Below are 24417 nucleotides of genomic sequence, written 5' to 3' on the forward strand. Positions count from 1 at the left end.
GCATCAGGGTGCACGATGAAGTGCATACCGCTACGGGGTGATGATTCAGATGCAGGTTCGATCCTTGGTGGACCTTGTTTCTTCTGCCGAGAGCGTCGAGTCCTCGCATCCGCCTCGAGGGACGTCGTCGATTGCAGCACTGTCACCTTCGCGAAACACCTTGCGGTTGACCTACGGAACAACATTACATCTGGAAAATCGCGGAACGAATTGACTCATCAGTCTTTCTCTGACTTCGGGAGGTGCCCATGACTTCTCAGGCCATAGAAGGCGCATGTGCGTTTGCTTGGCGGAACTACTTGCTGCTCCATAGTGGCATCAGTGAGGACGATAACAGGCGTTCCGCCCTCTTTCGCTACGTCACCAATCTTCGTGATTCCGGCGAATATGATTTCGATCTCTTGCAAACAGCAGCGGTCGCTTACTTGAAAAAGCTGGACGAACTGCATGACGACCGACGCGCTACACTCGCGGCAGATCAGGCTTTGGCCGAACGGTTAGCATCACGTGGTGCACAACCTGGCAACTAGCTTTGGGTTAATCACCGGACAAGGAGCAAGTCATGGCAGACAACACCTCTAACTCAGACCGTCTCGCGCGCGACGCCCAAAAGCGCACAACCGCCGCGACAGAAATCGGTATGATTGCCTTGAAGCCGATTATGCACTTTCAGGTCTCAATGCTGAGGATGTGGGCCGACAGCATCGAACGGTTTGCGGGCAATTACGAAAAGGGGTTCGAAGAAACCGCGACCGCAGTCAAGGAACAGTCCGACAAGGATCGCGCCGCGTAAATCAACCTAATCCTTCGACGGAGTTGGGTCAAAGGCTGCCCGTGAGCTCGCATCACGGTGGTCGGCTCACCTACCGGAAGCAGACGACACGGTGCTCTGAGCTATGGTCGGTGACGGGCCAAAATGCGACATTCTTTATTGGTCTGATATCCTACTCGCCAGCGGAGACCATCGATTCAAGCCCATGAACGGACATTAAGCAGGGATTGCTGATTGTGGATTTGCGCACTATGCGCGCCTGCCGCTCGGACATGAGCTCGACCCCTAGCGTCGCCAGTGCTGCCGCCTTTTCAAAGTCCATGTGTCGCCGTCCCACGGGGCTCTCGTACAGGTCGTCAGGCTCAGAGTTCGGCCAGAGCCGCGAGCAAGATTCTCTCCGAATAGGTTATAAGAAGAGCCAAGCCCGGCGCGACCACATCGATCCCATAGCGGCCGTTGAGAACGGCCCAGACATTGTATTCGTGGTAGTTCTGCCAATCCCAGCTGACGTCCTCGCCCATGGCCAGGGTGTAGAGCGCGCCTGCCAGCATCGAGCAGACGACAACGGTGATGGCGGCAAGCGCATTGCCGCGCAGCTTCGCCGTCCATGATCGCCGCAGCCTCCCGGCCGCGGGCAGGGACATGACCTCCCGCAGGCCGGAGGAAATCGCCGCGCGTTCCAGCATCAAGGCGCCATGTGCGCCGGGAACATCAGGAGCAGAGCCGGATCGCTCAACGCAGAAAGCCCGCTCGTGAAACGCATTGCCGAATTCCAATTTACAACCGCATGACTAGGGAGAGCCAGTTAAGGTTGCATGAATCCTTGCGAGAACTTTCTGAGTTGACACGTAGAGATTGCGGACTTCGGAAACGAGAATGAGGGCGGAGTGCGTTGCAGAACGAAAGCTTACGCGCCCGCCAGCGCAGCCGTGGCGTCCCCGTCCGCCCACCATGGCGCTTCACGCATTTGCATCTTGTCATTCACCCTGAATAGTTGTTCAGTCCTTGCGGGGCGATTTGCATCTATTGCGTGAGAAGCGTCGGGCCGCAGGGCGTGCGGCCGGCGTGTGGGACAGGAAGCGCGCCATGGTTTATCGGCGGACGCATCAAGTGGTGAAGCGCCTTGCGGCGCGGCGCAGCGCCATTCTGGCGGCAGCGCGGGAGGCGGCGGCGGAAGGCGGGATGGCGGCGGTGCAGATCGCGCCGGTCGCGGTCCGGGCCAATGTCGCAGCGGGCACGGTCTACCGTTATTTCCCTTCTAAGGCCGAGCTGATCTCCGAGCTCATTGCCGAGGTCTCCCGCGACGAGCTCGCGGCGATCCGAAGGGCGGCCGATGCCGCGCCGGGGCCGTCCTCGGCGCTGGCGGCCGCGGTGACCACCGTGGCGGTGCATACGCTGTCGCAGCGCAGGCTGGCCTGGGGCATCCTGGCCGAGCCTGTTGATGTCGATGTCAGCGCCTCCCGGCTTGCCAGCCGGCGCGAGATCGCCGGGGAGATCGCTGGCCGGATCGACGCAGCCGTGCGCGCCGGCCATCTGCCGGCGCAGGACACCGCGCTCGCCGCCACCGCCTTGCTCGGCGCGCTGCATGAGGCGCTGGTCGGCCCGCTCGCGCCCGACAATCTCGATGATCCCGTCAAGATGCGCGATGCGGTGCAGACCGTGACGCTGCTGGCGCTGCGCGCCGTCGGCGTCATGGACGCCCGCGCCCGCGGCCTCGTGGTCCAGCAGACGCTGCTGCCGACGACCAAGGCTTTGGTCGGGGCGTAAAGATCGCCCCGCGTGTGCGGTGGCGGCCACGCTCAGGCCATTGCCTGAGCGTGCCTTTTCGTAAAATCCCGGCAAAACCGGCCAGAGCGGCCGGCTACTGTGCATGGGGTTGTTTTTCAACTTTTTGTTTGGCCGCCCCGGGGGGCCTCACATGTTGGCGTCGCCCTCGGGGCCGACCGAGGCGATGCGCACCATGTTGGTGGTGCCGGGGATGCCGAGCGGCACGCCGGCGACGATGATGACGCGCTGGCCGGCGCGGACGAAACCGTCGCGGAATGCGATCTGCCCGGCGCGGCCCACCATGTCGTCCTGGTCGCGCGCGTCCTCGGCCACGACGCAGTGCACGCCCCAGACCACGGCGAGCCTGCGGCCGGCGGTGATGTTCGGGGTGATCGCCACGATCGGCGGCTTCGGCCGCTCGCGCGCCACGCGCACGGCGGTCGAGCCCGATGAGGTCCAGCAGATCAGGGCGGGCAGGTCGAGCGTCTCGGCGATCTGCCGCGCGGCGTCGGCGATGGCATCGCCCGCGGTGGATTCCGGCGCCGGGCGCTGGGCCATGATCACCGAACGGTAGGTCGGATCGCGTTCGACCTCCTCGCCGATGCGGTTCATGGTGGAGACCGCCTCGACCGGGAATTTGCCGGCCGCCGATTCCGCCGACAGCATGATGGCGTCGGCGCCCTCATAGACCGCGGTGGCGACGTCGGAGACCTCGGCGCGGGTCGGCACCGGCGACTGGATCATCGATTCCAGCATCTGGGTCGCGATCACCACCGGCTTGCCGGCGCGGCGCGCCATCCGCGTCATCTGCTTCTGCAGGCTCGGCACCCGCTCCAGCGGCAGCTCGACGCCGAGGTCGCCGCGCGCCACCATCAGCGCATCGGAAGCCTCGATGATGTCGGCGAGGCGGTCGATCGCCTGCGGCTTCTCGATCTTGGCCATCACGGCGGCACGGCCGCGGATCATCTTCTTGGCCTCGATGACGTCGTCGGCGCGCTGCACGAAGGACAGCGCGATCCAGTCGACGCCGGTGACGAGGGCGGCCTCGAGGTCGGCGCGGTCCTTGGGCGTCATCGCCGAGACCGGCAAATCGGTGTCGGGCAGGCTGACGCCCTTGCGGTCGCTCATCTTGCCGCCGACCACGACACGCGTCACCGCATGCTCCTTCGAGGTCTCCTCCGCGATCAGCCGCACCTTGCCGTCGTCGAGCAGCAGCGCATGGCCGGGCCTGAGCGCCGCCAGGATCTCCGGATGCGGGAGCTGGACGCGCGTGGCATCGCCGGGCGTCTTGTCGGAATCCAGCGTGAAGGTCTGCCCGTTCTGGAGCTGGATCGCCCCTTCGGCAAAGGCGCCCAGTCTCAGCTTCGGGCCCTGCAGGTCGACCAGGATGCCGATCGGCCGGCCGTAGCTGCTCTCGACGTTGCGGATCGTCGCCACCAGCTCCCGCATCTTGTCATGCGGGGTGTGGCTCATGTTGATGCGGAACAGGTCGGCGCCGGCCTCGAACAGGCGGCGGATCATCGCGAGGTCTGAAGAGGCTGGTCCCAGGGTCGCGAGAATCTTGATACGGCGAAGGCGCCTCATGGCTTATTTCCAGACGGGGGTGGCAGGCCGGGCGAGCCCGGGGGCGTAGCACCGGGCGGGCTATTGGGCAAACCCGGAACGCCGCCCGGGCCCACCGGGCCGGGCAGGCCAGGCACGCGCTGCTGCGCCGGCTGTTCGTTGGCGTCGGTCAGCTGCACCGTCCAGGCGCGCTGCTCGCCGGTGTCGACCTCGAAATAGCCGGTGCGGTCATAGCCGCGCGCCAGGCAATCCTCGGTGCCGCGGATGGTGAACTCCTTGTCGCGGGAGCACATGAAGGCCTGGCCCGACCATTCGCCGCCGCGGTCGTAGTCGATGGCGTAGATGTAGTAGTACCGGGCGACCAGCGTGCCGCGCAGCAGCGTCTCGCAGGAGCGGGACGAGATGTTCCACCAGCCCTCGGTGGTCCAGCCCTCGGCGTCCTTGTAGCCGAGCGCGATCCCGACCCGGCTCGACGTGTTGTTGCAGAGGCGGAAATCGGCGGAGGCCGGGCCGGCGTAGAGGCACGCCAGGGCGACCACCAGCACCGGGACCAACCGGGCGAGCAGGTAAAGTAGGGAGCGGGGAGATTCGGCAGTCATTGTCGCGGAAGCTATACCAGATCATTGACGATTTGGCGTTGGGCCGGGGGCAGCCGGGCAGTGGCCCCTTTGCGCCGCGATATGGCAAAATCTGTGACAAGACCCCACCTGATCCCGTAACCCTGCCCCGGAACGGACCTTGAGGAAGACAGCCATGGCGATCGACGACAAAACCAGAACGGAGCTCGAGGCGGCCGCTTTTCGGCGCCTGGTCGAGCATCTGCGGAGCCGCACCGACGTCCAGAACATCGATCTGATGAATCTGGCCGGCTTCTGCCGCAATTGCCTGTCCAACTGGCTCAAGGACGCCGCGGACGCCCAGGGCGTCGCCTTGAGCAAGGACGAGAGCCGGGAGGCCGTCTACGGCATGCCCTATGAGACCTGGAAGGCGAAGCACCAGGGCACGGCCACGCCCGAGCAGCTCGAGGCGATGAAGAAGGTCCATCCCCACGGGCATTGAACGGCCCATCGCCGGGCCCTGAGTCGCACCACACAACAGCTCTGTGCGTCGGCGCAGGAAGGTGTGGGCGCGCTGTGGACGAGCGTGATGCTTGCTTGAACGCTGGGAGCGCCGACCCTAAGGGTCTACCCAGCACGCGCGGTGAGGGATGCCGGCGTCACCTCGTTTTGCCAGTTCCATTGGGAGTACCAAGATGGCCACCTCCGCCGCCGTCCGCGACGACGAGCCCGCGACGAAATTCGCCAAGGACCAGCTCAAATCCATCATCGAGCGCATCGAGCGGCTGGAGGAAGAGAAGAAGGCGATCTCCGACGACATCCGCGACGTCTATGCCGAAAGCAAGGGCAACGGCTATGACGTCAAGGCGCTGCGCACCATCGTGCGCCTGCGCAAGCAGGACCCCAACGAGCGCGCCGAGGCCGAGACCATCCTCGAGACCTACATGCAGGCGCTGGGGATGCTCTGAGGCGCCCCGCCCGGTCGGCGTTGCAGCGCACCAAGCTTGGGCAAAATCTCGGCATCTGCTAGGTTGCTCGGCGAAGGGACCGAGCGATGGATGTGCCGGGACCAGAGCGCAGGCTTGCCGCGGTTCTCGCTGCCGACATGGTCGGCTTCAGCCGGCTGATGGAGGTCGACGAGGCCGGCACTCTTGCGCGCCTCAAGACCCATCGTGTCGAGCTCATCGATCCCGCCATTGCCAAGAATCGCGGCCGTATCATCAAGACGACCGGCGACGGCATGCTCGCGGAATTCCACAGCGTCGTCGATGCCGTGCTATGTGCGGCCGAGGTTCAGCGCCGCATGGCGCGGCGCAATGCCGACGTCCCGCCGCCGCGGTGGATCCAATTCCGCATCGGCATCAATCTCGGCGACGTCATCGTCGATCAGAACGACATATTCGGCGATGGCGTCAACGTCGCGGCGCGGCTGGAGACGCTGGCCGAGCCCGGAGGAATCTGCGTCTCCGGCGCGGTGCGCGATCAGGTCGGCGACCGGCTCGACGGCGTTCAGTTCGATGATCTCGGCGAACAGAGCGTCAAGAACATCGCCCGTCCGATCCGCATCTTCCGCATTCGGCTGGCGGAGGGGCCCGCAAGCCTGCCTGACGGGTCCAATCGTGCTCTGACACCGCCGGGTGTTTCGAAGAAGCCGTCCATCGCCGTGCTGCCGTTCGCCAATATGAGCGGCGATCCGGAGCAGGAGTTCTTCGCTGACGGTCTCACCGAGGACATCATCACCGAGCTTTCGCGCTTCCACGACCTGCTCGTCATCTCCCGCAACTCGACGTTCGTCTACAAGGGCAAGGCCGTAAAGGTCCAGGACATCGGCCGTGAGTTCGGAGTCGACTATGTCATCGAGGGCAGCGTTCGCAAGGCCGGCGAGCGCGTCCGCGTCACTGTTCAGCTGATCGATGCAGAGACCGATCGCCATATCTGGGCCGAACGCTACGACCGCGAGCTCCGGGATATCTTCGCCATCCAGGACGAGATGACCCGCGCGATCGTGGCGACGTTGCCGGGGCGGGTAGAAGCCGCAACGCACGACCGCACCAAGCGCAAGCCGACCGACAACATGCCCGCTTACGAATGCGTGCTGGCCGCAAAGCTCCTGCATCATCGGTCAACCCGCGACGACAACGCTCAGGCGCAGACGCTGCTCAACCGCGCGCTGGCCATGGATCCGAATTATGCCCACGCTCATGCCTGGAAGGCATGCGTGCTCGGTCAGTGCTGGATCTATGGCTGGTGCGCCGACCGCGAGGCGACCTTCGAGCAGGTTGCTTCGGAGCTGGAAATTGCGTTGGCGCTCGACGACAACGACGCGGACGTGCACCGAATTCTCGCCGCGCTCAATCTGACGCGACACGACTACGAAAAGGCCACCTATCACCAGGAGCGTGCACTCGCCCTCAATCCGAACTACGACCTCGTCGTCGTGCAACAGGGAGAGCTTCTGACCTGGCTGGGCCTGCCGGAGGAAGGCATCGACTGGATCAGGAGAGCGATGCGTCTCAACCCCTATCATCCCGAGCGCTTCTGGAGCCACCTGGGCCGCGCCTATTATTGCGCGGAGAAATACGCCGAGGCCGCCGAGGCGTTTTCAAGGATCACGCGCCCCGACTATACCCATCACGCGTTCCTGGCGGCGACATTCGCGCAGATGAAGAACGCGATCGCGGCCGGCGCTCACGCCGCCGAGGTCTTGAAGCGCGAACCGGGATTCTCGGTGGCAGCTTATCTTGCGACGCTGCACTACAAGCGCGAGCCCGACCGGCAGCGTCACGAGGCCGGCCTCATCGCGGCCGGCTTGCCGGCTTGATCGACCCGGGCAAGGACGAACAGAGAGAGTTTTGCGGGTACAGAGGACTCAGCGCAGCGCGGCGGTGCGCATGACGAACGACGTCGTCTCGAGCTTTGCGGTCGCGCTGCCCGAGAAATTGTCGCAGGACAGGCCCTGCATCGGGTCGTCGGAGAAGCCCATCGCGAGCACGGCCTTCGGCTTGACGAAATAGCCGCGCAGCGCCGCGGTATCGAGCTCGCCCATCAGCGTCACCGACATCGCGCGGCTGGCGCTCGGCGACAGCATCACGATCTTGAGCCAGATGCTCTCGCCCTTGGCCGCGGAGAGACGGGTCGCGGTTGCGATCCTGCCGTCGATGCTCTTGCCGACCACCGTGTTGATCTCCGTCGCCTGAGCCAGGCTGCGGGGGCGGGCGGTGCGCGGGATCGGCGCGGAGGCGGCGACGACATTGGCGCGGTCGACCGGGGAGGCCGCCGGCGCGAAAGCCAGGGCTTGGAGGGCCGCGTTGGACACGCTCGCGGTTGGCTGCGGATCGGTGGCCGCGGCCAGCGCCTGGCGCGCCTTCAGCGCGGCGACCTGCGCCGGCGTCGCTTGCTGCGGCGTGGCCGGAACGTCATCCCAGAAACCGCGCGCATTGATGATGTCGGCCGGGGTCTCCGGCTTGCCGGAAGCGGGCTTGTCAGCCACGGGGGCGGGCTTCGGCTTGGGCGGCGCGACGATCTGCGCATCGGCCGAGGCGAGCTGGATGGTTGCGGCGATCTGCGGCTTGGCGCGCGGCGTCGGCACCGGCTCGGCGGGCTTGGCGGCGGCTGCGACGACGGTCGGTGCCGCCGGCTTTGCGGCCGGGGCGGGCGCGCCCTCGTCATCCTCGTCGCTGGCGGCCGGAGCTGCCGGCTTGCTCCTGAACAAGGCGGCGAAGAAATTCGGCTTGCTGCCGGCATCGTCGCCGCTGCCGCGTCGCTCGATCTCGGCCTTGGCGAGCTCATAGTTCTTCAGCGGCGTGCCGTCGGTCGGCAGATGCACCGTCTTTCCATCCGGGAATACACGGGCGAGCTGGTCATGCGTCATGCGCGGCCAGTGCCGGACACTGCCGGTGTCGAGATGCACGAAGGGCGAGCCCGAGGTCGGATAGAAACCGACACCGCCGCGCTGCAGGCGCAGGCCGGCGAAGCGGATCTGCTCCAGCGGCACGCCGGGGATGTAGAAGTCCATTGCATGGCCCAGCGTGTGCTGGCTGAAGCGCGCCACGCCGGAGGAGCGTCGGCGGAGCATGGCGTTGGTGGCGGGAGAGCGGTAGGCGGAGATGATCTGGATCGGCTGCTTGCCGTCGACGTCCTTGTAGACTTCCCAGAGGATGTCGAACAGGCGACGGTCCATCACCGTCTGCTCCTGGCTGCGCCAGTCGCGCAGGAAATGGTTGAGCTGCTTCAGCGCCGCTTCGTCGTAGCGCCCGTCGCGCTTGAAGGTGACGGTGAGGTCTTCGCCGGAATGGGTGTGGTGGAACGAGAGCGTCTTGGTCTCGTTCAGCGCGGCGGCGTCATGAACCGAACCGGCCGCCGCAAGCAGCAATGCAGCGGCAAGGCCGATTCGGGACCCGGCCTTCACGCCCGCATGGGACAACGACAGCACAGCGAATTGGCGTGCGAGACAAGTCAGCACGTATGAGCCCACCCAGTCGACGAGCGTTCAAATGGACTCTCCCGCCAACCCCGTTAGCAGCGCGAAAGAGGATGAACGCTTTCTTAAAGCGAGAAGGTTAATTTGAGGTTGACCTTCTCGCCCCCAAACCAAGTCAGAATACGATCCTAACCGGTTGACTGTGGCAAAAAAACGCCCACTGCCCGGGTAGACGGTGGGACATGGTTAAGTCAGACGACCCCATCGGGGGATGGGGTCGCTCATTTCGTTGTAGAATTTCAGGAAAACGAGTGCCGGACGGGCGTCAGCGGGTAAACACCCGCTGCTGTTGCGGACGGCGGCCAACCGGTGCCGGCGGCACGGCCTGGGTGGGCGCCCCGAACAGCCGCTCGAAGAAGTTCGGCCCGGACGAGCCGAAGCCGCTGCCGTTGTTGGCCACGGCCACTCCTGCGGGCAGCGTCGTCGCCGGACGCGAATAGCTCGGCTGGGAATGTGCCACGACGGCCTCGAGGTCCTTGCCGCGATTGTTCTTCAGGACGTTGATCATGACCGCGTCGCGACCATAGACGTCCTTGCGGAATTGCAGCTTGCCGGCCTCATCCACGAACGCGGTCTGATAGGTGATGTTGACCGGAATCGGCGTCGGGAATTTCAGGTCGATCTCGCTCTTGCCGTACATGCTGCGGATGCGCTCCGGCGTGTACTTCTCGTTCGGCATGACGATGTTGAGTAGAACGGAGGCGTACTGATCCGGATTCTGCACGCGCATGCAGCCATGGCTGAAGGCGCGCTCTTCCTTGGCGAATAAGTGCTTGTCCGGCGTGTCGTGTTGATAGACGAGGAACTTGTTCGGGAAGTTGAAGCGGATGCGGCCGAGCGCGTTGGCTTCGCCCGGCGGCTGCGAAATGTGCACCGAGCCGTCGCGGTTTTGCTCAAGCCTCAGGCCCATGCGTTGAAGCACGGTCGGGTCCTGCTGCAATGCCGGCAGGTACTCGTTGTAAACGATGGATGGCGGCACATTCCAGGTCGGGTTCACCGTGATGTACTTCATCGTCTCGGTGAGGAGCGGGGTGGCTTGCTTGCCCGGCTTGCCGGTGACGACGCGTGTGGTCCAGACCTGCTGGCCGCGTTGCATCACTTTCAAAGTGAAATCGGGAATGTTGAGGATGACATAGGCATCACCCAGCGACGGCGCGCCGAGCTCGCGCGGCAGCCAGCGCCAGCGTTCCATGTTCACCAGCACCACGTCGATCTGCTTGTCGCGCTTGGGGGTGTTGAGCGCCTTCACCGTTTTGTCGTCGAGGATGCCGGTCGCCTTCAACTCAGCGCCGCTCTGGAATTTGCGCACGGCTTCGGCGACCGCCGCGTCATAGCGGGTGTCGCCCGCGTTCTCGGCGAGGCCGAGCTTGGCGCGCAGCTGCGGCACGCGCGGATCTTCCACGACGATCTCGGCCTGCTTCTTGCCGGCCGGGGTGTATTTCAACGCGGGGCCGTCGGCGATCTCGATCGCCGGACCGCTGCCCTGGCCGCGCAGCTCGGCGAGCTTGGCCTTCAGCTCCTTGTAGAGCTTGTGCGGCGGGTTGTAACTCTCGAGCGCCGCGGAGGCGTCCGCCGCCGTCGTGACCTTGGTGAGCACTTCGCCGGGATCGACCGGATGCTCGGGATAGAGAATGTCGCCGCTCGCCTGCGACCAATGCATGCGGCCGCTCTGGGCATGGCGCGCATAGTCGAACATGCTAGCGGTGAGCTTGAGCTCGGCATCAGCCAGCGCATCGGGGGTCGTGGCGGCGAAATCCGGCACCGGATAGTCGGCGGGATTGAGGCCGTCGGAGGCCGCATCCTTGAGCCGTGCGATTACACCCTTGGCCGCGGCAGTCAGGTTGCCGCCTTGCGTCCAGACCGGCGTGTAGTCGCGCGCGCCGTAGAACTTCTCAATAGCTGCACGTTCGTTCTTGCGGTCGAAGTGCCGCGAGGCCTTGGCGCCGATGATGTCCTTGAGCTTGTCCGCGACCGGCTGGTCGGCGGCGGGAACGTTGCTTGCGGCTTTCACCGGCTCGGCGGCCGGAGCGGTCGCAGCAGCCGGAGCGGTCGGTGCTGTCGTAGCGGTGTCGGCCTTGGCGGGCTCGGTCTTTGCCGGTTCCGTCTTTGGCGGTTCAGTTTTGGCTGTGTCGTTCTTGGGCGCGTCAGTGGCAGGCGTAGTGGCGACGTCCGAAGGTCTGGGTGCGGCCGATGGTGCCGCGTCAGCCTTCGCAGACTCCTTGGCGCCGTCCTGAAGCGTCGCGGTGGTGTCGATCTTGATGTCTGCTGCAGTCGGGGGCGGGACGTTTGCGGGCTCGGGGCGCGGGATCGCGGCTTCGATCGCGAGTTCGGCGGCGCTGCTGCGCGGCAGATCCTGCGCCAGGGCCGAGCTGGCCGACACCGTGAGGAAGGTCGCCGCGACCGTCATCAAGACACGGTCAAAGCCCACACGGTGGTTCAAACAGTCACGCATTGTGTCGCACCCCTCGGGTGAACTGTTCCTTCATGGAACAGCTTCGTTATCGCTTATTGATGTTTCGGCTAAACCGCGCCGGCCTCTCGAAAGTTGCACGCCTGCACGCAACGATTCTGACGCAGACGATATACAGGCCCCGATTTTGCGGCCAGCGCTACCCGGGACAACTCACGACAAACTGACTTCAAGGGAGCCTCTTGGCAACGGATTGTACGCTTCTGCCACGCGCTTTTCCCTCTGTCTGTCACTTCCAAGTCACGGTTCAAATCGCAGATGAATTCCGTCGTGACGCGAACGGCTTAGAGCGATCTCGCACCGCCGCGCGAAGCTTCGTTCGCACTGGGCTCAATGCGTCTCCTCGCCGCTTTTGCCGCCATGCCCGGGAACCCCGGCCTCGTCGAGTTTGCGGTAGAGCGTCGAGCGGCCGATTTTGAGTCGGCGAGCCACTTCGGACATCTGGCCGCGATAATGCGAGATGGCGAAACGGATGATCTCGTTCTCCATGGCCTCCAGCGGGCGGACATCCCCGGTCGCAGTGAGCATGGACAGCGTTCCCACCGCGGGGAGCGGGGCGATTGGTATTTCATTACCCGACACCAGGGAGGGCGTCGCCGCCGGCTCGAGCAACAGCGGAGCGGTCGGAATATCCGTGACGGGATGCGCCTGCGAGGCCAGCAGGGGGAAGTCGCCGAGACCGAGCTGGTCCCCATCGCTCATCACCACGGCGCGATAGACCGCGTTCTCGAGCTGGCGGATGTTGCCGGGCCAGTCGAGCTGGGCAAGATGGGCCACCACCTCGCCGCTGATCCCCGTGATCGGGCGGTTCTCCTCGGCGGCAAAGCGCGTGATGAAATGCCTGAGCAGGTGCGGGATGTCCTCACGCCGCGCGCGGAGCGAGGGGATCGTCAGTGGCAGCACGTGCAGCCGGTAGAACAGGTCTTCCCGGAAATGTCCCTGCTTGACCCGCTCCAGCAGCTTGCGATTGGTGGCCGAGATGATGCGGACATCGACCTTGACCGGCTTGCGGCCGCCGACCGATTCCACGGCGCCTTCCTGGAGCGCGCGCAGCAGCTTCACCTGCGCCGTCAGCGGCAGCTCGCTGACCTCGTCCAGAAACAGCGTGCCGCCATGAGCCTCGACGAACTTGCCGGTGTGCCGCTCGGTGGCGCCGGTGAAGGCGCCCCTCTCATGGCCGAACAGGATGGACTCGACGAGGTTGTCGGGAATTGCGCCGCAATTGACCGCAACGAACGGCTTGGCCTTGCGCTCGCCGCTGCCATGGATGGCGCGCGCGAACATCTCCTTGCCGACGCCGGACTCGCCCTCGATCAGCACGGGGATCGCGGAGTTTGCCGCCTTCTGGGCGGCGCGCATCACGCCCGTCATCGCTTCGGAGCGGGTGATGATGTCGGAGAAGGTGAGCCGTCCTTCGCGGCTGTGACGGATGCGCTGCAATTCGCCCTTGAGCGCGGACGTGTTGAGCGCGTTGCGAAGCGAGACCTGGAGCCGCTCGACGCCGACCGGCTTGACGACGAAATCGGCCGCGCCCGCGCGCATCGCGGAGATCACGTTGTCGATGCCGCCATGGGCGGTCTGCACGATGACGGGGACGCTCAGCCCCGCTTCGCGGATCTTCGCCAATACGCCCATGCCGTCGAGGCCGGGCATCACGAGATCGAGGATGACGGCGTCGATGGTTGGTCCGTCGGGGGCAGTGAGGGCGGCAATTGCGGCGTCACCGGAGTCCACGACGACCGTCTCATAGCCGCATTTCTGCACCATGTTCTCGACCAGCCGGCGGGCTACAGCGTCGTCGTCGGCGATCAAAATACTGGCAGCCATGGTGTTCCCCGCACGCTACTACTATCTGTCTCGAATCGGGGCACTCTGGCCGAAGCCGATTAACGCACGCTTAAACCTTGATGTCCCCGCCTGCCGCCGCGATTGTTGAACACAGGTTTCCCACACAATGAATTCGCGCTCCAAGTCCGCCTTGAACAAGTCTGCCTTGAACAAGACCGCTCTCAAGAAGTCTGCTCCCGGCAAGCCCGCTCCCCGCAAGCCAAGCACCAAAAAATCCGCCGCCAAGGCAAGACCCTCCAAAGCTGCACCCTCCAAAGCTGCGAGCAAGACCGGCAAGCTTCCGGAGTGGAACCTGGCCGACCTCTATTCCGGGATCGCGGCGCCGGAGGTGGCGCGCGATCTCGAAAAGCTGGATGCCAACTGCATCGCCTTCGAGACGGACTACAGGGGCAAGCTGGCGACAGGGACAGCAAACGAAGATGGCGGAAAGTGGCTCGCCGAGGCGGTGCGACGCTATGAGGCGATCGACGATCTCGCCGGCCGTCTCGGCTCCTATGCCGGGCTCGTCCATGCCGGCGACAGTGTGGACCCTGCGATTTCAAAGTTTTACGGCGACGTGTCCGAGCGGCTGACGGCGGCGTCCACGCATCTGTTGTTCTTCGCGCTCGAACTCAACCGGATCGATGACGATATTTTGAATCGCGCGATGCAGGCCGCCGAGCTCGCGCACTACCGTCCCTGGATCGAGGATCTGCGCAAGGAGAAGCCGTACCAGCTCGATGACAAGCTGGAGCAGCTTTTCCTGGAGAAGGCGCAGACCGGCTATTCAGCCTTCAACCGGCTGTTCGATCAGACCATCTCCGGCCTCCGTTTCAAGGTCGGCGCCAAGGAGCTCGCGATCGAGCCGACGCTGAATCTGCTGCAGGATCGCGACGGCGCCAAGCGCAAGAGCGCGGCGGAGGCACTGGCGAAGACCTTCAAGGCCAATGAGCGGACCTTTGCGCTGATCACCAACACGCTCGCCAAGGACAAGGACATCTCCGACCGCTGGCGCGGCTTCAAGGACGTGGCCGATTCTCGCCATCTGAACAACCGCGTCGAGCGGGAGGTCGTCGACGCGCTGGTCGCCTCGGTTCGCGCAGCCTATCCGAAGCTGTCGCATCGCTATTATGCGCTGAAGGCGAAATGGTTCGGCAAGAAGCGGCTGGCCTATTGGGACCGCAACGCGCCGCTGCCTTTTGCGGCGACCGATGTCATCGCCTGGCCGGAGGCGCGCAGCATGGTGCTGACGGCCTATCGCGGCTTCTCGCCTAAAATGGCCGATATCGCCGAGCGCTTCTTCACCGACCGCTGGATCGACGCGCCGGTGCGGCCGGGCAAGGCGCCCGGTGCGTTCTCGCATCCGACCACGCCGTCGGCGCACCCTTACGTGCTCATGAACTACCAGGGCAAGCCGCGCGACGTGATGACGCTCGCGCACGAGCTCGGCCATGGCGTCCATCAGGTGCTCGCGGCAAAGAACGGCGCGCTGATGGCGCCGACGCCGTTGACGCTGGCGGAGACCGCGAGCGTGTTCGGCGAAATGCTCACCTTCAAGCGGCTGCTGGCCCAGACCAAGAGCGCGAAGCAGCGCCAGGCGCTGCTCGCCGGCAAGGTCGAGGACATGATCAACACCGTGGTGCGGCAGATCGCGTTCTACTCCTTCGAGCGCGCGGTCCACACCGAGCGCAAGAACGGCGAGCTCACCGCGACGCGGCTCGGCGAGATCTGGCTGTCGGTGCAGGGCGAGAGCCTCGGGCCGGCGATCGAGATCAAGGCGGGTTACGAGAACTACTGGATGTACATCCCGCACTTCATCCATTCGCCGTTCTACGTCTACGCCTACGCGTTCGGCGACTGTCTCGTGAACTCGCTCTATGCCGTCTACGAGAACGCGGCCGAGGGTTTCGCCGAGCGCTATCTCGACATGCTCGCCGCCGGCGGTACCAAGCACTATTCCGAGCTGCTGCGGCCATTCGGATTAGATGCGAAGGACCCAAAGTTCTGGGACGGCGGGCTCAGCGTCATCGCCGGGATGATCGACGAGCTGGAGGCGATGGGCTGACGCATTCGCCATCCGTAAAACATCCGTTGAACCGACTCTGTTGGTTGTGTTATACAAGTGTATAACGCGCCGGAGGTCAGCCATGAAAATTGAGATCAAGAAGATCGGCAATTCGGATGGTTTGCTGTTGCCACGCGAGCTGATGCAGCGCCTCGATCTCAAGCGCGGCCAGCAATTGCATGTGGTGGAATTGCCTGGTGGTGGTTTTCAGCTGCTGCCCTACGACCCCGATTTCGAGCGGACGATGGAGATCGCCGACGAGATCATGGATAAGTATCGCGACACGCTCGCTGCGCTCGCAAAATAGCTGGCGATGCGCATGAGCGATCCTCAGGAGCCGCTCTGGGTCACCTACGAGCAGGCTGTCGCAATTCATGGTCGACAGCTCCGGCGCTTCGGCGGTGCGCCGCGATTGCGCGACGAAGGCATGCTGCGCTCGGCGCTGGAGCGCCCGATCAACAAATGGCGCTATGGACAGGCGCCGTTGGACGAACTCGCTGCAGCCTATGCATTCGACCTCGCGAAAAATCATGCATTCGTCGACGGAAACAAGCGCATCGCCTTCATGACCATGATGGCTTTTCTTCGCAAGAACGGCGTAGCTTTCAGCCCCGATCCCGCAGAAGCGACAGCGATCATCCTCTCTCTCGCTGCCGGCGAAGTCAGCGAGGAGAGCCTCGCGCGCTGGATCCGGGACAATTGGAATTCCAAATGACCCGATTTGCGGGAAAACCCCGCCTCGGTGCCGTTGCCCTGTCTAAATCTTTCAGGTATCCCAGCCCGAGAATTCGACGTTCGACTGGGGACATTCCATGGCTGACCATAGCGAAGTGGCGTACACCACCGCCGACGGCAACGACTACGTTGCCCACGAGCAGACCTATGAGGGCTTCATCAAGCTGGTGAAGTACGGCACGGTCTCGGTCGCGCTCATCGTGATCCTGATGGCGGTCTTTCTGACCTGATCCATCGTCGGCTGCATCCGCCAACGCCGGCGGCTGCTCATTAAATTTGCATACAAGCCGGTTTCAAAACCGGTATCCAAACGTTGCGGGAGTAACGCTAAGTTCGCGTGCGCGTTTTTGTCCGCGTCGCCGGAGGGCCTATGAAGATCGCCGTTGCCAAAGAAATAGATCCGTCGGAGCCGCGGGTCGCCGCTTCGCCTGATACGGTGAAGAAGTTCAAGGCGTTGGGCGCCGAGATCGCCGTCGAGCCGGGTGCCGGCATCAAATCGGGGCTTCCGGATTCCGAATTCACCGCGGCCGGCGCCACCGTCAGCGCTGACGCGCTCAAGGACGCCGACATCATCATCAAGGTGAAGCGCCCCGAGGCGTCCGAGCTGGCGCAGTACAAGCGCGGCACCCTCGTCATCGCGATCATGGACCCCTACGGCAACGATGCCGCGCTGAAGACGATGGCCGATGCGGGCATCGCCGCCTTCGCGATGGAATTGATGCCGCGCATCACCCGAGCGCAGGTGATGGACGTGCTGTCCTCGCAGGCCAACCTCGCCGGCTACCGCGCCGTGATCGAGGGCGCCGAAGCCTTCGGCCGCGCCTTTCCGATGATGATGACCGCAGCCGGCACCGTGCCTGCCGCAAAGGTGTTCGTGATGGGCGTCGGCGTCGCCGGCCTCCAGGCGATCGCGACCGCGCGCCGTCTCGGCGCCGTCGTGACCGCGACCGACGTGCGGCCCGCCACCAAGGAGCAGGTGGAATCCCTCGGCGCGAAATTCCTCGCCGTCGAGGACGAGGAGTTCAAGAACGCGCAGACCGCCGGCGGCTACGCCAAGGAAATGTCGAAAGAATACCAGGCCAAGCAGGCCGCGCTCACCGCCGAGCACATCAAGAAGCAGGACATCGTCATCACCACTGCGCTGATTCCGGGCCGCCCGGCGCCGAAGCTTGTCAGTGCCGACATGGTCAAGTCGATGAAGCCCGGCTCGGTGCTCGTCGACCTCGCCGTCGAGCGCGGCGGCAATGTCGAGGGTGCGAAGCCGGGCGAGGTCGTCGATGTCGATGGCATCAAGATCGTCGGCTACACCAACGTCGCCGGCCGCGTCGCAGCCTCGGCCTCCAGCCTCTATGCCCGCAATCTGTTCTCCTTCATCGAGACCATGGTCGACAAGAAGGAGAAGAAGCTCGCCGTGAACTGGGACGACGAGCTCGTCAAGGCCACCGCGCTGACGAAGGACGGCGCCGTGATCCACCCGAACTTCCAGCCGAAGGTTTAAGGAGAGCCGCCATGGAGCACGCTGCACAGGTCGTCGACCCCTTCATCTTCCGGCTGTCGATCTTCGTTCTCGCCGTCTTCGTCGGTTATTTCGTGGTGTGGTCGGTGACGCCCGCGCTGCACACGCCGCTGATGAGCGTGACCAACGCGATCTCCTCGGTGATCGTGGTCGGCGCGCTGCTCGCCGTCGGCGTCGGCATGGTTTCGAGCGGCTCGGGCTGGGCGCGCGGCTTCGGCTTCGTCGCGCTCGTCTTCGCCTGCGTGAACATCTTCGGCGGCTTCCTTGTCACCCAGCGCATGCTGGCGATGTACAAGAAGAAGTCGAAGTAAGCGGCCACCTCGGGCTGAAGGGATCAATGGGGACCTGAGATGAGCGCCAATCTCTCTGCATTCTTGTATCTCGTGGCGGGGGTGCTGTTCATCCTGTCGCTGCGCGGGCTGTCGAGCCCGGCAACCTCGCGCCAGGGCAATCTGTTCGGCATGATCGGCATGGCGATCGCGGTCGCCACCACGCTGGCGAGCCATCCGCCGGCCGATGGCGTGGCCTGGGTCCTCGTGATCCTCGCGGTCGCGATCGGCGGCGGCATCGGCGCGGTGATCGCCCGTCGCGTGCCGATGACCTCGATGCCGGAACTGGTCGCCGCCTTCCACTCGCTGGTCGGCATGGCCGCCGTGCTGGTCGCCGCCGGCGCGTTCTACGCGCCGGAGGCATTCGACATCGGCAAGCCTGGCGCCATTCATGCATCAAGTCTGGTCGAAATGTCGCTCGGCGTCGCCATCGGCGCGCTGACCTTCACCGGCTCGGTGATCGCGTTCCTGAAGCTGTCCGCGCGCATGAGCGGCGCGCCGATTATCCTGCCCGCCCGTCACATCATCAACATCGCGCTCGCCGTGGCGCTGGTGTTCTTCATCGTCCGTCTCGTCCTCACCGGCGGCGCGTTCGACTTCTGGATGATCACCATCATCGCGCTGGCGCTCGGCGTGCTCATGATCATCCCGATCGGCGGCGCCGACATGCCGGTCGTGATCTCGATGCTGAACTCCTATTCCGGCTGGGCGGCCGCCGGCATCGGCTTCACGCTCGGCAATTCCGCGCTGATCATCACCGGCGCGCTGGTCGGATCGAGCGGCGCGATCCTGTCCTACATCATGTGCCACGCGATGAACCGGTCCTTCATCTCGGTCATCCTCGGCGGCTTCGGCGGCGAGACCGCGGCGGCCGGCGGCGCCACGGGCGAGCAGAAGCCCGCCAAGCTCGGCTCGGCGGACGATGCCGCCTTCATCATGAAGAACGCCTCCAAGGTCATCATCGTGCCCGGCTACGGCATGGCGGTGGCGCAGGCGCAGCACGCGCTGCGCGAGATGGCGGACATGCTAAAGAAGGAAGGCGTCGAGGTGAAATACGCCATTCACCCGGTCGCCGGCCGCATGCCCGGCCACATGAACGTGCTGCTGGCCGAAGCCAACGTGCCCTATGACGAGGTGTTCGAGCTCGAGGACATCAACAGCGAATTCGCGCAGGCCGACATCGCTTTCGTGATCGGCGCCAACGACGTCACCAACCCGGCGGCCGAAGAGGACAAGACTTCGCCGATCTACGGCATGCCGGTGCTCCAGGTCTGGAAGGCCGGCACGGTGATGTTCATCAAGCGCTCGCTGGCCTCTGGCTATGCTGGCATCGACAATCCGCTGTTCTACCGCGACAATACCATGATGCTGCTCGGCGACGCCAAGAAGGTCACCGAGAACATCGTCAAGGCGATGTAGCGCCAGGCGCGCGGACCGTGGCCATCAATTAGGAATGGCACCAGTCCCATCGCATGCCGCCCAAAGCGACGCGCGAGCAGCGCATCGCCTGGCACGCTGCCCACAAGGCGGCGTGCGGCTGCCGCGACGTTCCGGCGAGCCTGCGGCCCGACGTCATGAAATTGCTGTGGAGCCGTCGCAAGCCCTAGTCTCAACCGAGGGGCCGGCCGCGCAAATGATGACAATCGTCAAGTGGATCGCCATCCTGCTCGTGACCGTCTATCTCGTCGGTCTCGTCGTGCTGTACGTCCGCCAGCGCGAGATGCTGTTTCCGATCCCGCCCGTTGGCCGCACCGCACCCGATGCTGCGGGCCTTCCCGAGGCACAAGAGCATGTCCTGACCACGTCTGATGGCGAGCAGGTCATCGTCTGGCACGTGCCGGCCAAGCCCGGTCGTTCCGTGATCCTCTACTTCCACGGCAATGGCGATTTTCTCGCCGGCCGCGTCGGCCGTTTCAAGGCGATGACCGCCGACGGCACCGGCCTCGTTGCGTTGTCCTATCGCGGCTATGGCGGCTCGAGCGGGGTGCCGAGCGAGCAGGGCCTGCTGCGCGACGCTGCCGCCGCCTACGCGTTCACCACCGCGCGTTATGCGGCGGAACGAATCGTCGCCTGGGGCTTTTCGCTCGGGACGGGCGTCGCAGTCGCGCTCGCCTCGGAGCATCGCGTTGGAAAACTCATCCTGGAGGCGCCCTATACCTCGACGGCCGACATTGCGGGGGCATCGTTCTGGTTCGTTCCGGTCCGCCTTCTGATGCGTGACCCCTTCCATTCGGACCAGCGCATGTCGCGCGTCACGGTGCCGCTGCTCGTCATGCATGGCACCAATGACCATGTCATTTCGATCGTCTTCGGAGAGCGTCTGTTCGCACTCGCCCGCGAGCCCAAGCGGTTCGTTCGCATGGAGGGCGGCGGGCACGACGATCTCGATCAATATGGCGCGATCGAAACCGCGAGAGGCTTCATTGGCGGCTGACGGCTTGGCTCAACGTTACATCCCTGCGCTCGCCGTCTCCTGTTTGACGCTTCTGCCGCAGAATGCGCTTGCCGCGACCGGCCTCGATGGTGCGGCGATGCGCTGGCCCTATGCGCTGCCCTTTGCCGGCTTGTTGCTGTCGATTGCAATGGGGCCGCTGCTGTTGCCGAAGATCTGGCATCACCATTACGGCAAGATCACCGCTGCCTGGTCGCTGCTGGCGCTCGCCGCGCTCGTGGTCTTCGCCGGCGGCATGGCGACACTGGCGGCGCTGGTCCATGCCATGCTCGCCGAATATCTCGGCTTCATCGTGCTGCTGTTCGCGCTCTATGTCGTGGCCGGCGGCATCCTCATCACGGGCGACATCAAGGGCACGCCGGCGGCGAATGTCGGCATCCTCGCGCTCGGCACGCTGGGGGCGAGCATCGTCGGCACCACGGGTGCCGCGATGATCCTGATCCGCCCCTTGATCCGCGCCAACCGGCAGCGGCGCCACAACACCCATGTCGTCATCTTCTTTATCATCCTGGTGGCCAATGTCGGCGGCGCGCTGAGCCCGCTCGGCGATCCCCCGCTGTTCGTCGGCTTCCTGCATGGCGTTGACTTCTTCTGGACCACGCGGACCATCTGGTTGCAGACCGCACTCGTCGCCGTCCTGCTGCTCGCGATCTTCGCCGTCGTCGACGTCTGGCGCTTTCGCAGTGAGCCGCCGCCCGCCGTCACAGGCCGGGGAGAGCCGTTGCGCATCCGCGGCCTCGTCAATCTGGTGCTGATCGCAGCCGTTGTCGCCAGCCTTCTCGCCTCGGCGATGTGGAGGCCCGACATCGCTTTCGACATTTTCGGCACCAAGCTGGAGCTGGAGGACGTCGCGCGCAACCTGGCGCTGCTGGCCATCGCGGCGCTGTCGGTGTGGCTGACGCCCGACGAGCACAGGCAGGCCAACGGCTTCACCTGGGAGCCGATCCGCGAGGTCGCAAAACTGTTCGCGGGCATCTTCGTCGCCATCATCCCGGTCATTGCCATGCTGAATGCCGGCCATCACGGCGCGTTCGCCTGGCTGCTGTCGGCGGTGACGGCGCCGGATGGCGCACCGCGCGAGGTCGTCTATTTCTGGTTCACCGGCCTGATGTCCGCGTTCCTCGACAATGCGCCGACCTATCTGCTGTTCTTCGAGCTCGCTGGCGGCAATCCGCAGGTGCTGATGCATCAGCTCTCGGGCACGCTCGCCTCGATCTCCATGGGAGCGGTCTACATGGGAGCGCTCACCTATATCGGCAACGCGCCGAACTTCATGGTGAGCAGCATCGCCCGCGAGAACGGCATCGCGATGCCGAGCTTCTTCGGTTATCTCCTGCGCGCCGGCGCCGTGCTGATCCCGCTGTTCCTGTTGCTGACGTTCCTGCCGGTCGCACCGATCCTGCACTGGCATTGAATCTGCCGGCCGATTTGCTATTGCTCGCTTTCGTAGTTGGAGCCGATGGATGAGCGCGCATGATCCGATGCCCCGGTCGGCCTGGGTCTTTCCGGCGCTGTCCCTGCTGTTGTTCGCAGCCGTCAGCGCCACGGATTACGTCTTCACGCTGTCGTTTGGCGGTCTTCTCTTCACCGTCGTCCTTCTGGTCATCCTGTTCGGCACGGTGTTCGCGGCGGTTCATCATGCCGAGGTGATCGCGGAGCGGGTCGGCGAACCCTATGGCACGCTGGTGCTGACGCTCTCGGTGACCATCATCGAGGTCGCGCTGATCACCACGATCATGCTGGGCGAAAAGCCCGCCCCGGCACTGGCCCGCGACACCGTGTTCGCCGTGGTCATGATCGTCTGCAACGGCCTCGTCGGGCTCTGCATCTTCATCGGCGGCCTGCGCTATCGCGAGCAGGGTTTTCAGCTCTCCGGCGCCAACGTCTATCTCAGCGTCCTGTTCGCGCTCGCGACCATCACGCTGATCCTGCCGAACTACACCACCACCACGCCGGGGCCGGTCTATTCGGCGGTCCAGCTCGGCTTCGTCGACGTGGTCACGCTGGCGCTCTATGCGGTGTTTCTCTACACCCAGACGGTCCTGCACAAGGATTACTTCGTCCACGAGCGGGCGTACGGCGGCAGCGGCGAGGTGCATCTGTCGGGCAGGATGCTGGTGCTCAGCGTCGTGCTGCTGCTGATCGCGCTGCTAGCGGTCGTGCTGCTCTCCAAGAAGTTCTCGCTGGTGGTCGACGCCGTCGCGGCCAAGATCGGCGCGCCGCCGGCCTTTGCCGGGCTTCTGGTCGCGCTTCTGATCCTGATGCCGGAAGGCGTCGCGGCCGTCTCGGCGGCCCGCCAGAACGACCTCCAGAAGAGCATCAACCTCGCTCTGGGATCGTCGCTCGCGACCATCGGCCTGACCATTCCTGCCGTCGGCGTCGCCACTTACGCGCTCGACAAGGAGCTCGAGCTCGGCCTCGGCGCCCAGGGCAGCGTGCTCCTGCTGCTGACCTTCTTCCTGAGCATGCTGACCTTCGGCACGGGCAGGACCAATGTCCTGTTCGGCCTGGTGCATATGGTGGTATTTGCCGTCTACGTCTTCATGGTTTTCGTACCCTAGAAGGAGCTCCCAGTGCTTGCCGCCCAGTCCGAGGTTCAGGTCGACAACGAAGAGGTCCGGGTGACGGAATGGCGGCTTGCCCCCGGCAGCGCCACCGGTCATCACACCCATGGCATGGACTATGTGATCGTTCCGGTCGCCGCCGGCGAGATGACCATCGTCGCGCCCAATGGCGAAAGGTCCAAGGCTCAGCTTGCCGCCGGGAAATCCTATTTTCGCAAGGCCGGCGTCCAGCATGACGTACTTAACGAAACCTCAACTGAGATCGTGTTCCTTGAAATTGAGCTGAAACGCTAGGGTCGCGCCCCCTGTTTGCCATCGATCCGTCGCAGTTGATCCCTCACAATGCCCTAAAGTTCCCGCATCAGGTCGCGCGGGGAGTGTGGTCGGAATGCTGAAATACCTCGCAAAAATTTCGATGGATATTTTCCCCTCGGTGCTCGCGACGATCATCGGGGCCTACATCGTCAATCATTACATCAACGCCAAGCCCGCCGCCGACACCCCAGCCGCCGTAACCGCGCCTGCCCAGACCGGCAGCGACGGCAAGCCCACCGATACCGCCAACCTTCCCGCTCCCGGCGTCAAGGCCAAGGGCATCCCCGAGAAGAGCGTGACGGACAAGGCGGCGGTCGAGAAGCCGGTCGATCATCCGCCGGCCGCCGAGACCAAGGCCGCAGACGTGGCTCCCGCTGAGACCGGCCCGCGCGGCCGTCCCTCTGCCCGCGACAAGGCCGCGGCGAAATCCGCACCGGCTGCCTCTGCTCCCGTGGTTGAGGCCAATTCGGCCCCGACGGCGGCTTCCCCGGCCCCCGATGCCAACGATCTGGCGCGTGCTGCGATCGAGCGTCTGCGCAAGTCGCCCGAGGGCAAGGCTGCCGAGGCCAGAGCGTCCGAGACCAAGCCGTCCGAGGCTCGCGCGTCGGAGACCAAGCCGGCTGAGCCTGCGGTGCGGGACGCCGCCCGCACGCCGGAGGCCCCGCGGGTCGTGAATGTGGAGCCGTCTCCAGTCCGTCCGCTGCCGCCGCCGATCAATGTCTCGACGCCCTCACCCGAGGCCTATGGCAATGGGGGCTCCAATCCGCCCTACACGGCCTCGATCGGCAACGATGATCCGAATCGGGTGACGCCGCCGGCCGACATTCCCGTGCCGGTCATCGCACCGCCGCTCGACCTGCGTGCCGATGCGGGCGCCGCCCTGCCGCGGCCGAAGAAGACCAATGTCGCCGACGAGATGCTGTCGGGCATGAAGTCGATGTTCAACGCCGTTCTGCCCAAGAGCGCCACGCCCGACTAGAACTCCGCTCAGCCTGCGCCAAACCG

Annotated in this window: 26 protein-coding genes; 19 read left to right on the plus strand and 7 right to left on the minus strand. The window is 64.7% G+C overall.

The window, feature by feature from the left end; all coding sequences use genetic code 11:
* Positions 1-248: 248 nt before the first annotated feature.
* Both ABIA45_RS33890 and ABIA45_RS33895 read left to right on the plus strand, forming a co-directional pair.
* Positions 249-530 carry a hypothetical protein gene (locus tag ABIA45_RS33890; RefSeq protein ID WP_271542967.1) on the plus strand — a complete coding sequence of 94 codons (282 nt, stop codon included), beginning with the start codon at positions 249-251 and terminating at the stop codon, positions 528-530.
* Between the two features lie 32 nt (positions 531-562).
* Positions 563-793 carry a hypothetical protein gene (locus ABIA45_RS33895; protein WP_271542969.1) on the plus strand — a complete coding sequence of 77 codons (231 nt, stop codon included), beginning with the start codon at positions 563-565 and terminating at the stop codon, positions 791-793.
* Positions 794-944: 151 nt separating this feature from the next.
* Here the strand turns inward: ABIA45_RS33895 and ABIA45_RS33900 are convergent, their stop codons facing one another.
* Together ABIA45_RS33900 and ABIA45_RS33905 are read right to left on the minus strand one after the other, a co-directional pair.
* On the minus strand, positions 945-1094 hold the full coding sequence (locus tag ABIA45_RS33900) for a hypothetical protein (RefSeq protein WP_404654944.1): 150 nt from the start codon (positions 1092-1094) through the stop codon (positions 945-947).
* 40 nt (positions 1095-1134) lie between these two features.
* Positions 1135-1548 (minus strand): hypothetical protein, encoded by a 414-nt coding sequence (locus ABIA45_RS33905; protein ID WP_404654946.1) that lies wholly within the window; start codon positions 1546-1548, stop codon positions 1135-1137.
* A gap of 310 nt (positions 1549-1858) precedes the next feature.
* On the opposite strand from ABIA45_RS33905, the gene ABIA45_RS33910 reads away from it, so the two are divergent.
* Positions 1859-2539, plus strand: a complete 681-nt coding sequence (locus ABIA45_RS33910; RefSeq protein ID WP_025034128.1) for a TetR/AcrR family transcriptional regulator — start codon at positions 1859-1861, stop codon at positions 2537-2539.
* A gap of 147 nt (positions 2540-2686) precedes the next feature.
* Here ABIA45_RS33910 and pyk read toward each other — a convergent pair whose 3' ends face one another.
* Together pyk and ABIA45_RS33920 are read right to left on the minus strand one after the other, a co-directional pair.
* The gene (gene pyk / locus ABIA45_RS33915; RefSeq protein ID WP_404654948.1) at positions 2687-4123 is read right to left on the minus strand and encodes a pyruvate kinase; all 1437 of its coding nucleotides are present in this window, start codon (positions 4121-4123) and stop codon (positions 2687-2689) included.
* Positions 4120-4701, minus strand: a complete 582-nt coding sequence (locus tag ABIA45_RS33920; RefSeq protein ID WP_225187964.1) for a DUF1036 domain-containing protein — start codon at positions 4699-4701, stop codon at positions 4120-4122. The genes pyk and ABIA45_RS33920 overlap by 4 nt, the downstream gene beginning before the upstream one ends.
* A gap of 154 nt (positions 4702-4855) precedes the next feature.
* On the opposite strand from ABIA45_RS33920, the gene ABIA45_RS33925 reads away from it, so the two are divergent.
* From ABIA45_RS33925 to ABIA45_RS33935, 3 genes are all read left to right on the plus strand, one after another.
* Entirely contained in the window at positions 4856-5161 is a 306-nt protein-coding gene (locus tag ABIA45_RS33925; protein WP_035998652.1) for a DUF1244 domain-containing protein, read from the plus strand.
* 193 nt (positions 5162-5354) lie between these two features.
* Positions 5355-5627: a DUF2312 domain-containing protein gene (locus ABIA45_RS33930; protein WP_018641571.1), complete on the plus strand. Its 273-nt coding sequence runs from the start codon at positions 5355-5357 to the stop codon at positions 5625-5627.
* Positions 5628-5713: 86 nt separating this feature from the next.
* On the plus strand, positions 5714-7480 hold the full coding sequence (locus ABIA45_RS33935; protein WP_157283818.1) for an adenylate/guanylate cyclase domain-containing protein: 1767 nt from the start codon (positions 5714-5716) through the stop codon (positions 7478-7480).
* Between the two features lie 48 nt (positions 7481-7528).
* Here ABIA45_RS33935 and ABIA45_RS33940 read toward each other — a convergent pair whose 3' ends face one another.
* The 3 genes from ABIA45_RS33940 to ABIA45_RS33950 all read right to left on the minus strand — a co-directional run bounded on the left by ABIA45_RS33940 (position 7529) and on the right by ABIA45_RS33950 (position 13436).
* Complete coding sequence (locus ABIA45_RS33940) at positions 7529-9121, minus strand: DUF882 domain-containing protein (RefSeq protein ID WP_404654950.1); 1593 nt, start codon at positions 9119-9121, stop codon at positions 7529-7531.
* A 283-nt stretch (positions 9122-9404) separates the two neighbouring features.
* Complete coding sequence (locus ABIA45_RS33945; protein ID WP_404654952.1) at positions 9405-11591, minus strand: murein L,D-transpeptidase; 2187 nt, start codon at positions 11589-11591, stop codon at positions 9405-9407.
* A 348-nt stretch (positions 11592-11939) separates the two neighbouring features.
* Positions 11940-13436, minus strand: a complete 1497-nt coding sequence (locus ABIA45_RS33950; protein WP_271542981.1) for a sigma-54 dependent transcriptional regulator — start codon at positions 13434-13436, stop codon at positions 11940-11942.
* Between the two features lie 127 nt (positions 13437-13563).
* On the opposite strand from ABIA45_RS33950, the gene ABIA45_RS33955 reads away from it, so the two are divergent.
* The 13 genes from ABIA45_RS33955 to ABIA45_RS34015 all read left to right on the plus strand — a co-directional run bounded on the left by ABIA45_RS33955 (position 13564) and on the right by ABIA45_RS34015 (position 24391).
* Complete coding sequence (locus tag ABIA45_RS33955) at positions 13564-15501, plus strand: M3 family oligoendopeptidase (protein ID WP_404654953.1); 1938 nt, start codon at positions 13564-13566, stop codon at positions 15499-15501.
* Between the two features lie 82 nt (positions 15502-15583).
* Entirely contained in the window at positions 15584-15808 is a 225-nt protein-coding gene (locus ABIA45_RS33960; RefSeq protein ID WP_035998672.1) for an AbrB family transcriptional regulator, read from the plus strand.
* Between the two features lie 12 nt (positions 15809-15820).
* A complete protein-coding gene (locus ABIA45_RS33965; protein ID WP_404654955.1) occupies positions 15821-16216 on the plus strand; it encodes a type II toxin-antitoxin system death-on-curing family toxin in 396 nt (131 codons plus the stop codon).
* A 97-nt stretch (positions 16217-16313) separates the two neighbouring features.
* Positions 16314-16466 carry an aa3-type cytochrome c oxidase subunit IV gene (locus ABIA45_RS33970; protein WP_035998674.1) on the plus strand — a complete coding sequence of 51 codons (153 nt, stop codon included), beginning with the start codon at positions 16314-16316 and terminating at the stop codon, positions 16464-16466.
* A 140-nt stretch (positions 16467-16606) separates the two neighbouring features.
* On the plus strand, positions 16607-17734 hold the full coding sequence (locus ABIA45_RS33975) for a Re/Si-specific NAD(P)(+) transhydrogenase subunit alpha (protein WP_157288160.1): 1128 nt from the start codon (positions 16607-16609) through the stop codon (positions 17732-17734).
* An 11-nt stretch (positions 17735-17745) separates the two neighbouring features.
* Complete coding sequence (locus tag ABIA45_RS33980; RefSeq protein WP_035998681.1) at positions 17746-18063, plus strand: proton-translocating transhydrogenase family protein; 318 nt, start codon at positions 17746-17748, stop codon at positions 18061-18063.
* Between the two features lie 39 nt (positions 18064-18102).
* Positions 18103-19500, plus strand: a complete 1398-nt coding sequence (locus ABIA45_RS33985; protein ID WP_057028050.1) for an NAD(P)(+) transhydrogenase (Re/Si-specific) subunit beta — start codon at positions 18103-18105, stop codon at positions 19498-19500.
* Between the two features lie 53 nt (positions 19501-19553).
* Complete coding sequence (locus tag ABIA45_RS33990) at positions 19554-19688, plus strand: hypothetical protein (RefSeq protein WP_404546041.1); 135 nt, start codon at positions 19554-19556, stop codon at positions 19686-19688.
* Positions 19689-19717: 29 nt separating this feature from the next.
* A complete protein-coding gene (locus ABIA45_RS33995; RefSeq protein WP_404546449.1) occupies positions 19718-20515 on the plus strand; it encodes an alpha/beta hydrolase in 798 nt (265 codons plus the stop codon).
* Between the two features lie 97 nt (positions 20516-20612).
* Entirely contained in the window at positions 20613-21947 is a 1335-nt protein-coding gene (locus tag ABIA45_RS34000; RefSeq protein ID WP_404546451.1) for a sodium:proton antiporter, read from the plus strand.
* Between the two features lie 49 nt (positions 21948-21996).
* Positions 21997-23094: a calcium:proton antiporter gene (locus tag ABIA45_RS34005; protein WP_404546043.1), complete on the plus strand. Its 1098-nt coding sequence runs from the start codon at positions 21997-21999 to the stop codon at positions 23092-23094.
* Positions 23095-23106: 12 nt separating this feature from the next.
* A complete protein-coding gene (locus ABIA45_RS34010; RefSeq protein ID WP_128264157.1) occupies positions 23107-23391 on the plus strand; it encodes a cupin domain-containing protein in 285 nt (94 codons plus the stop codon).
* A 94-nt stretch (positions 23392-23485) separates the two neighbouring features.
* A complete protein-coding gene (locus ABIA45_RS34015; protein ID WP_404546045.1) occupies positions 23486-24391 on the plus strand; it encodes a hypothetical protein in 906 nt (301 codons plus the stop codon).
* Positions 24392-24417 lie beyond the last annotated feature (26 nt).

This window comes from Bradyrhizobium sp. USDA 336 (genome assembly GCF_044908355.1).
Taxonomy (GTDB): Bacteria; Pseudomonadota; Alphaproteobacteria; order Rhizobiales; family Xanthobacteraceae; genus Bradyrhizobium; species Bradyrhizobium yuanmingense.

What these genes read in the sequence shown, in the direction of transcription:
- ABIA45_RS33890 (WP_271542967.1), top strand. Translation starts at nt 249, where the DNA reads ATGACTTCTCAGGCCATAGAAGGCGCATGTGCGTTTGCTTGGCGGAAC.
- ABIA45_RS33895 (WP_271542969.1), top strand. Translation starts at nt 563, where the DNA reads ATGGCAGACAACACCTCTAACTCAGACCGTCTCGCGCGCGACGCCCAA.
- ABIA45_RS33900 (WP_404654944.1), bottom strand. Translation starts at nt 1,094, where the DNA reads ATGGACTTTGAAAAGGCGGCAGCACTGGCGACGCTAGGGGTCGAGCTC.
- ABIA45_RS33910 (WP_025034128.1), top strand. Translation starts at nt 1,859, where the DNA reads ATGGTTTATCGGCGGACGCATCAAGTGGTGAAGCGCCTTGCGGCGCGG.
- pyk (WP_404654948.1), bottom strand. Translation starts at nt 4,123, where the DNA reads ATGAGGCGCCTTCGCCGTATCAAGATTCTCGCGACCCTGGGACCAGCC.
- ABIA45_RS33920 (WP_225187964.1), bottom strand. Translation starts at nt 4,701, where the DNA reads ATGACTGCCGAATCTCCCCGCTCCCTACTTTACCTGCTCGCCCGGTTG.
- ABIA45_RS33925 (WP_035998652.1), top strand. Translation starts at nt 4,856, where the DNA reads ATGGCGATCGACGACAAAACCAGAACGGAGCTCGAGGCGGCCGCTTTT.
- ABIA45_RS33930 (WP_018641571.1), top strand. Translation starts at nt 5,355, where the DNA reads ATGGCCACCTCCGCCGCCGTCCGCGACGACGAGCCCGCGACGAAATTC.
- ABIA45_RS33935 (WP_157283818.1), top strand. Translation starts at nt 5,714, where the DNA reads ATGGATGTGCCGGGACCAGAGCGCAGGCTTGCCGCGGTTCTCGCTGCC.
- ABIA45_RS33945 (WP_404654952.1), bottom strand. Translation starts at nt 11,591, where the DNA reads ATGCGTGACTGTTTGAACCACCGTGTGGGCTTTGACCGTGTCTTGATG.
- ABIA45_RS33950 (WP_271542981.1), bottom strand. Translation starts at nt 13,436, where the DNA reads ATGGCTGCCAGTATTTTGATCGCCGACGACGACGCTGTAGCCCGCCGG.
- ABIA45_RS33955 (WP_404654953.1), top strand. Translation starts at nt 13,564, where the DNA reads ATGAATTCGCGCTCCAAGTCCGCCTTGAACAAGTCTGCCTTGAACAAG.
- ABIA45_RS33960 (WP_035998672.1), top strand. Translation starts at nt 15,584, where the DNA reads ATGAAAATTGAGATCAAGAAGATCGGCAATTCGGATGGTTTGCTGTTG.
- ABIA45_RS33965 (WP_404654955.1), top strand. Translation starts at nt 15,821, where the DNA reads ATGAGCGATCCTCAGGAGCCGCTCTGGGTCACCTACGAGCAGGCTGTC.
- ABIA45_RS33970 (WP_035998674.1), top strand. Translation starts at nt 16,314, where the DNA reads ATGGCTGACCATAGCGAAGTGGCGTACACCACCGCCGACGGCAACGAC.
- ABIA45_RS33975 (WP_157288160.1), top strand. Translation starts at nt 16,607, where the DNA reads ATGAAGATCGCCGTTGCCAAAGAAATAGATCCGTCGGAGCCGCGGGTC.
- ABIA45_RS33980 (WP_035998681.1), top strand. Translation starts at nt 17,746, where the DNA reads ATGGAGCACGCTGCACAGGTCGTCGACCCCTTCATCTTCCGGCTGTCG.
- ABIA45_RS33985 (WP_057028050.1), top strand. Translation starts at nt 18,103, where the DNA reads ATGAGCGCCAATCTCTCTGCATTCTTGTATCTCGTGGCGGGGGTGCTG.
- ABIA45_RS33990 (WP_404546041.1), top strand. Translation starts at nt 19,554, where the DNA reads ATGCCGCCCAAAGCGACGCGCGAGCAGCGCATCGCCTGGCACGCTGCC.
- ABIA45_RS33995 (WP_404546449.1), top strand. Translation starts at nt 19,718, where the DNA reads ATGACAATCGTCAAGTGGATCGCCATCCTGCTCGTGACCGTCTATCTC.
- ABIA45_RS34000 (WP_404546451.1), top strand. Translation starts at nt 20,613, where the DNA reads ATGCGCTGGCCCTATGCGCTGCCCTTTGCCGGCTTGTTGCTGTCGATT.
- ABIA45_RS34005 (WP_404546043.1), top strand. Translation starts at nt 21,997, where the DNA reads ATGAGCGCGCATGATCCGATGCCCCGGTCGGCCTGGGTCTTTCCGGCG.
- ABIA45_RS34015 (WP_404546045.1), top strand. Translation starts at nt 23,486, where the DNA reads ATGCTGAAATACCTCGCAAAAATTTCGATGGATATTTTCCCCTCGGTG.